A 6,812-nucleotide genomic window follows, 5' to 3' on the forward strand; every position below is an offset into this window, starting at 1 on the left:
ACCCGCTCGCGGCAATCTCCAACAAGGATGAGCTACCGAAGGGCATCACTGCGAACTTCAAGGGCAAGGTCGACACCAGCTCGGCCGGCACGAACAAGGTCACAATCGTCGTCACCTACCCCGACGGTTCTACCGACGAGGTCACTACTGACCTCACCATCAAGCGCCGCACGGACGCAGAGGTCAACGACCCGATCGTCGGCGACGCTATCGCTACCAAGGTCGGCACGGAGGTGACCAACGACGCCGCGAAGAAGGCCATCACCAACCTGGACAAGCTCCCGGTCAAAGACGTCACCTTCAAGAACCCGGTCGACACGTCCGAGCCTGGCGATACCACCGCCACCATCGTCGTTTCCTACACCGACGGAAGCACGGACGAGGTAGAGGTCAACGTCCACGTCAACGACCTCACCGACGCCGAGAAGTACACCCCGGCTCCAACCGGTATCACCATCAAGGAAGGCGAAACCGCCGACCCGCTCGCGGCAATCTCCAACAAGGATGAGCTACCGAAGGGCATCACTGCGAACTTCAAGGGCAAGGTCGACACCGGCTCCGTCGGCACGAACGAGGTCACAATCGTCGTCAAGTACCCCGACGGCACCAGCGAAGAGATCCAGACCGATCTCACCGTCGAGCGCCGCACCGACGCAGAGGTCAACGACCCGACGGTCGACGAGAACTTCGAAATCATCGCTGGCTCCAAGCTGCGCCAGGAACATGCCGAGAAGATCATTGAAAATATCGGCTCCCTGCCCAGCGGCACCTCCGCGGACTTCAAGGACAAGGGCGAGGGCTCGCTGAGCACAGAGAACCCGACTCCGAATGACATCGACAAGGATGTCACCATCGTGGTCACCTACCCGGACGGCTCTACCGAGGAGATCGACACCAAGATCACCATCAAGCCGCGCCCGGACAACTGGGACTTCCAGCCGCAGGTCCGCGAAAAGGTCATCACCGCCGGCGATAAGCTCGAGCCTCGCGACGTCATCGAGAACCTCCACGAGCTGCCGCAGGACATTGAGGTCGAGCTCGACGGCGACGTGGACACCTCCACCCCGGGCGCGTACAACCCGCAGGTCGTGGTCACCTACCCGGACGGTTCCCAGGACCGCGTCGGCTCGACCGTCATCGTCAATCCGAAGCCGCTGTCCAACAAGCAATTCGACCCCAGCTACGGCGACACCGTGAAGCTCACCGCGGGTGAGTCCAAGAGCGCCGAGAACCCGTTCGGCGACGAGACGGCGCCGAAGGGCACGAAGTACGAGGCCAAGTTCCGCTCGGACGCCACCGACTGGACCTTCGACGAGGACAAAGCCAACGAGACGGGCGTCGTCACCGCTCAGGCACCATCTGCCAGGGATCTGGCGCAGGAGTTCGCCCGCGTGACCAAGTACACGCACCTCGACTGGGACACCCTCGCAGCGGTGCTCAAGCCGATGGTCACTACCTCCGTCGAGGTAGACATCGACTACGCCGACGGCTCCTTCGACGCTGCGACCGCAGCATTCGAGCTTGTCGACGCCGACGGCCACTCCCTCCTCGACCCCGAGGCCGACGCCGACGGCGACGGTCACACCAACCGCGACGAGGTGGAGAAGCGCTCCAACCCGTTCGACGAGGAAAGCGTTCCCGTGCCGCCGGCTGACTGGAACACCTCCAACGCCAACACCGTCTACCCCGGCGAGGACGTCACCGTTCCCAACAACGGCGGCCGCGTCCAAGTGGGCACCACCGTGAAGGTCGACGGCCCGGGCACCGCCGAGATCAACAAGGACGGCGACCTGGTCATCACCGCCAACGAGGACGCCAAGCCGGGCGACAAGATCGTGGCAACGATGACGGACGCGGACGGCAACCAGATCGACATCGTCCAGGTCTCCGTCAAGGAGGACGAGCGCCTGCAGGGCGACAAGACCAACGCCACCTTCGGTAGCGACCCGTACGTGCTGGTCCCGGGCGAGACCAAGGACACGAACCGCCCATTCGGCCCGTTCGGGATCCCGGATGACACCGAGATCACCGTCCAAGTGCCCGCCGACGCCACCGACTGGAAGTTCGAGGGCAACGAGGACGGCACCGTCACCGCCCAGGCACCATCCGCGGCGCAGCTGGCGGCACAGTTCTCCGCGCTGGACAAGGCAGTCCAGAAGGACTGGGACAAGCTCGCCGAGGCGCTCGCGCCGGTCGTCGCACCGACCGTGGGCGTGAACTTCACGTTCACCGACGGCTCCAACGACTTCGCCAACGCCCGCTTCGAGCTCACCGACGCCAACGACAAGTCCATCCTCGACCCGGACGCTGACTTCGACGACGACGGCCGCACCAACAAGCAGGAAGTCGACACCGGCACCAACCCGTTCGAGCGCAACTACTTCGAGCCCCACTGGGATGCCACCGAGGGCGAAGGCAGCGCCGAGCCGGGCGGCAAGCTCACCATCCCGAACAAGGGCGGCAAGATTCCGAAGGGAGCGATTGTCGACGTCGCCGGCCCCGGCGACGCCGTCATCGACGACCGCGGCAACCTGGTTGTCGCAGTCGAGGAGCAGGCCATCCCGGGCGACGAGATCATCGCGACCGTGAAGGACGAGCAGGGCGCTGAGATCCAGAGGATCGTCATCATCGTCAACGCGAAGGTGAACAGCAACACCCACACCGCGGTCGGCAAGCCTGGCAAGGACACGTCCCTGAGCTCCAACATTGACCAGGGCAAGTGCTCCGCAGCCGCGATCGGCTTCGGACTCCCGCTGCTGGCGATCGTCCCGCTCGCCATCGCCACCCAGGCAGCCATCCCGGGCCTGGCTGGCTTCCGCGAGCAGGTTGCCATGCAGATCGAGCAGGTGAACTCCCAGATCCAGAACGGCCTGGGCATCATGAACCCGCAGATCGCCAAGCAGGTCTCTGACATTAACGGCCAGCTCCGCCAGTACGGCACGAACGTGGCCACGATCGGCGGCGGCCTGCTGCTCTTCGCCGCAGGCATCGGCGTCACCGCCCTGATCGTTGATAGCTGCAAGCCGGGCGGCCCGACCAGCTCCAACTAGCTCACCCAACGGCAACGTCGGCCCCGCTCCTCACTCCAGAGGATGCGGGACCGACGTTCTTCGTTATTGCAGCAGACGCTACACGCTGGCGAGGAACAGCTCTGCGCCGTCAGCGCCCTCCGCCGTGAACACTACGCGCGCGTCGCTCGCCGGGACCCACGCCGCCTGGCCCGGGCGCAGGGTGAGCTCCTCCCCCGCAGCGCCGCGCCCGACGGCCTCGCCGCTCGTGCACAGCACGATCGCCGGCCCATCCGACTCCACCGCCAGCTCCGCGCCGTCACCCAGGGCGTAACGGCTCAGCCGGAAGTCCTCGATGGGGAGGACGAACTCCTCCCCCACCGCGCCGCCATCCGCCGCGCGGGTCTTCGCCCGCGGGGACTCCAGCGCCTCGAACTTGAGCACGCGCACCAGCTCCGGCACGTCCACGTGCTTCGACGTGAGCCCGCCGCGCAGCACGTTGTCCGAATTTGCCATGATCTCCACGCCCAGGCCCGACTGGTAGGCGTGCAGCTGGCCGGCGTCCAGGTACAGCGCCTCGCCCGGCTCGAGGGTGAAGTAGTTCAGCAGCAGCGCCGCGAGGGCGCCGATGTCGCCCGGGTAGGCCTCCGCAAGCTCGAGGAACATGGCGAGCACCTCGACCATCCACGGCTCCACGCCGGCGCCCCCGGCCTCGTCGGGATTTTCCAGGAGGGTGCGGGCGCGGTTGACGGTTTCGTCGACAAGCAAATTGCTCGCCTTGCGCGGCAGCGAGATGAGGGTGGTGAACAGCGCGCGCAGGCTCGCCTCTTCCTCGCTGGGGTCGACCATGCTGGTGTAGCGGCTGAGCAGTGGCGATCCCAGCGCGTCGAGCAGGCGGGCGGTGCGCGCGTACGGGCGGAACCCGGCGAGCGCCTTGAACTGCGTCAGCGCGACGATCAGCTCGGGCTTGTGGTTCGGGTCCTTGTAGTTGCGGCGCGGGTCGTGCAGGTCAATGCCCGCCGCCTCCTCGCTGCGGAACCCCTCGACGGCCTGCGCTTTCGACGGGTGCGCTTGCAGCGACAGCGGCGCGCCCGCCGCCAGCAGCTTGAGCAGGAACGGCAGGTGTTCGTTGAACTTGTCGGCCACGCGCTGCCCAAGCGCCGCGCGGGGATCGTCCGCGATGATCGCGTCCAGGCCGCGGGAGCCGATTGTCGACGGCGCAGCCGGGTGCGCACCGAACCACAGCTCCGCCTCCGGGCTGGGGGCGGGCGACGCGGTACCGCGCAGATCGGCGAGCATGGTGCGCGAGCCCCACGGGTAGGTGCGCAGGGCAGGTTCGAGGAGCTCCATCGGTGTCTGTGCCTCGTTTCCTTCGGTGATGGGTGTGGGCTACTCGTCGCTGGGGTCGTCGAGCGCAGTCACGGCGTACGCGCGCGCCAGTAGCCGCAGCACCGTGACGGACTCGCCAAGGTGCTGCGACGCGACCGTCTCAGCGCGGGTGTTGGGCGCGACCGGGGCGTGCGCGTCCGGTTGCGCCCAAAGAACGACCTTTAAGGGTACCAGCTCCACCGGGCCGTCAAGGAATGGATCGTGGAAGATGTCTTCGGCCGGGGCGGGTGCGCCGCCGCGGGCGAGCTCGAGGGCCTGCGGGAGCTCGTCGGCGTCGACGAAGCCGCTCGCCAGGCCGCGGCAGGACCACAGGGCGGCCACGAGCTCCGCAAGCGCGAGGCCGTGGCGGGTGGTGCCGGAGTGCACGACGCGCGCGTCGCGGGCAAAGGCGCGCAGCTGGCGGGCGGCGTTGACGTCCTCGGCGCGTTCCGGGGACACGGCGGTGAGCTCGGCGTCCAGCTCGTCCGCGAGCATGCGGAACCGCTCTGCCAGCGCCTCCGCCGCCGCGCGGGGGTCGAGCGCGTCGAGTACCGCCGACAGCACCGCGATCGTGCGCGCCGGCGACGGGCCCATCGTGGTGGGCAGGGCCGGGACGATGACGGTTGATGCGGGCGCCTCGTCAACGATCGGGCCGCGGGCTGGCCCCGCCAGCACCGTTTCCGCGCCGCGCTGCGCCGCTGTGAGCAGGGCGCGCACGTCGCGCTCGCGCGCCGCGGCGTCCCCCACCATGACCACGACGTCGAGCGCGCCGACGTAGCCGGGCAGCGTGTCCGTCACCACCACCGGCAGCGGGAGCGGTGCGCGCACCTGCGCCACGGCGCGTGCGGCGGCGCGCGCGACCTGGTCGGTCGCCACCACGATCACGCTGCGGGGTTGCATCCCGCGGAGGTTGGCGAGGGACGGCAGGGCGTCGATAATAGCCCTGACCTGCGCCCCCTCGTGGGCGATGTCGAAGAAGCGGACGGTCTCGCGGTCGTAATCGCCCGCGCCCTCGTAGTAGTCGCTCATGACCGCGATCTTACGCAGCGCCGGCGCGCGCGGGTCTAGGCGCGGATGATTCCCAGGATCTCCTCGACCAATTCCTGGACTTCCTGCTCCGTCTCCGCCTCAACGTTCAGGCGTAGCAGCGGCTCGGTGTTGGACGCGCGCACGTTGAACCACGCCTTCGTGTCCTTGAGCCACACGGTCACACCGTCGAGGCGGTCGAGCTTGTCGGTGCGCTCCGCAAACGCGTCGAGGACGCGCTGAGTGGTCGCGTCCTGGTCGGCCACCTCGGAGTTGATCTCGCCGGAGGCGGCGTAGCGGTTGTACTCAGCCATCAGCTCGCTCAGCGGCGCATCCTGCTCGGCGAGCGCGGCGAGCACGTGCAGCGCGGCGACCAGGCCGGAGTCGGCGTTGAAGAAGTCGGCAAAGTAGTAGTGCGCGGAGTGCTCGCCGCCGAAGCGCGCTCCGGTGCGCGCCATTTCCGCCTTGATGTAGGAGTGCCCGACGCGTGTGCGCACGGCCTCGCCGCCCTGCTCAGCGATGATCTCCGGCACCGCCTGCGAGGTGATCAGGTTGTGGATGATCGTCGCACCCGGGTGCTGCGCCAGCGTGCGGTGCGCGATCAAAGCGCTAATCGACGACGCGCTCACCGGCTCCCCACGCTCGTCCACCACAAAGCAACGGTCCGCGTCGCCATCGAAGGCCAGGCCGATGTCCGCGCCCTGCTCCACCGTGAACTTCTGCAGGTCCACCAGGTTCTTCGGGTCCAGCGGGTTCGCCTCGTGGTTGGGGAACGTGCCGTCGAGTTCGAAGTAGAGCGGGCGGACGTCCATGTCATCCAGCACGGCGGGCACGGTCAGGCCCGCCATGCCGTTGGCGGCGTCGACGGCCACGACGAGCTTCCGGTCTGTGGGCACCGGCACCAGGTCGCGCAGGAACGTCGCGTAGTCGGCCAGGATGTCCTTCTCGGTCACGGTGCCCGTGGCCACGTCCGTGGCGGGCACGCCCTCGAGCACCATCCGCCCGATCTCGCCCAGGCCGGTATCGGTGGACACCGGGGTTGCTCCGGCGCGGCACAACTTGATGCCGTTGTACTTGGCCGGGTTGTGCGAGGCGGTGAACATCGCGCCGGCGCACTTGAGCGTGCCGGCGGCGAAGTAGAGCTCGTCGGTGCTGGTCAGGCCCAACGAAACCACGTCGAGCCCCTGGGAGGTCGCGCCCTCCGCGAAGGCGCCGGCGAGCTCCGGCGAGGAGGGGCGCATGTCGTAGCCCACGGCGATGCGGGTTTCGCCCTCGCCGCGCAAGATGTGGGCGAACGCCGCGCCGACGGTGCGGACAAAGTCGGCGTCGATGGTCTCGCCGACCACGCCGCGCACGTCGTACGCCTTGATGACGTTCTTTAACGTTGCTTCAGTGTGTGCAATTGCCATG

At 67.9% G+C, this 6,812-nt stretch carries 4 protein-coding genes; 1 reads left to right on the forward strand and 3 read right to left on the reverse strand.

Annotated elements, in window-relative coordinates; translation table 11 throughout:
• The coding region (locus EAW56_RS10665) for a Rib/alpha-like domain-containing protein (RefSeq protein ID WP_244213409.1) at positions 1-3,050 on the forward strand (3,050 nt) is incomplete at its 5' end.
• A gap of 78 nt (positions 3,051-3,128) precedes the next feature.
• Here EAW56_RS10665 and manA read toward each other — a convergent pair.
• Genes manA through EAW56_RS10680 form a run of 3 tightly spaced genes read right to left on the reverse strand, consistent with a single transcriptional unit; the run spans position 3,129 to position 6,811 of the window.
• A complete protein-coding gene (gene manA, locus EAW56_RS10670; RefSeq protein ID WP_122086498.1) occupies positions 3,129-4,358 on the reverse strand; it encodes a mannose-6-phosphate isomerase, class I in 1,230 nt (409 codons plus the stop codon).
• A 39-nt stretch (positions 4,359-4,397) separates the two neighbouring features.
• Positions 4,398-5,405, reverse strand: coding sequence for a hypothetical protein (locus tag EAW56_RS10675; protein WP_122086500.1), 1,008 nt, complete (start codon positions 5,403-5,405; stop codon positions 4,398-4,400).
• A 35-nt stretch (positions 5,406-5,440) separates the two neighbouring features.
• On the reverse strand, positions 5,441-6,811 hold the full coding sequence (locus EAW56_RS10680) for a phosphomannomutase/phosphoglucomutase (RefSeq protein WP_122086502.1): 1,371 nt from the start codon (positions 6,809-6,811) through the stop codon (positions 5,441-5,443).
• Position 6,812 lies beyond the last annotated feature (1 nt).

Origin of the sequence: Corynebacterium gottingense (genome assembly GCF_003693265.1) — a bacterium.
In the GTDB taxonomy this organism is placed as follows: domain Bacteria; phylum Actinomycetota; class Actinomycetes; order Mycobacteriales; family Mycobacteriaceae; genus Corynebacterium; species Corynebacterium gottingense.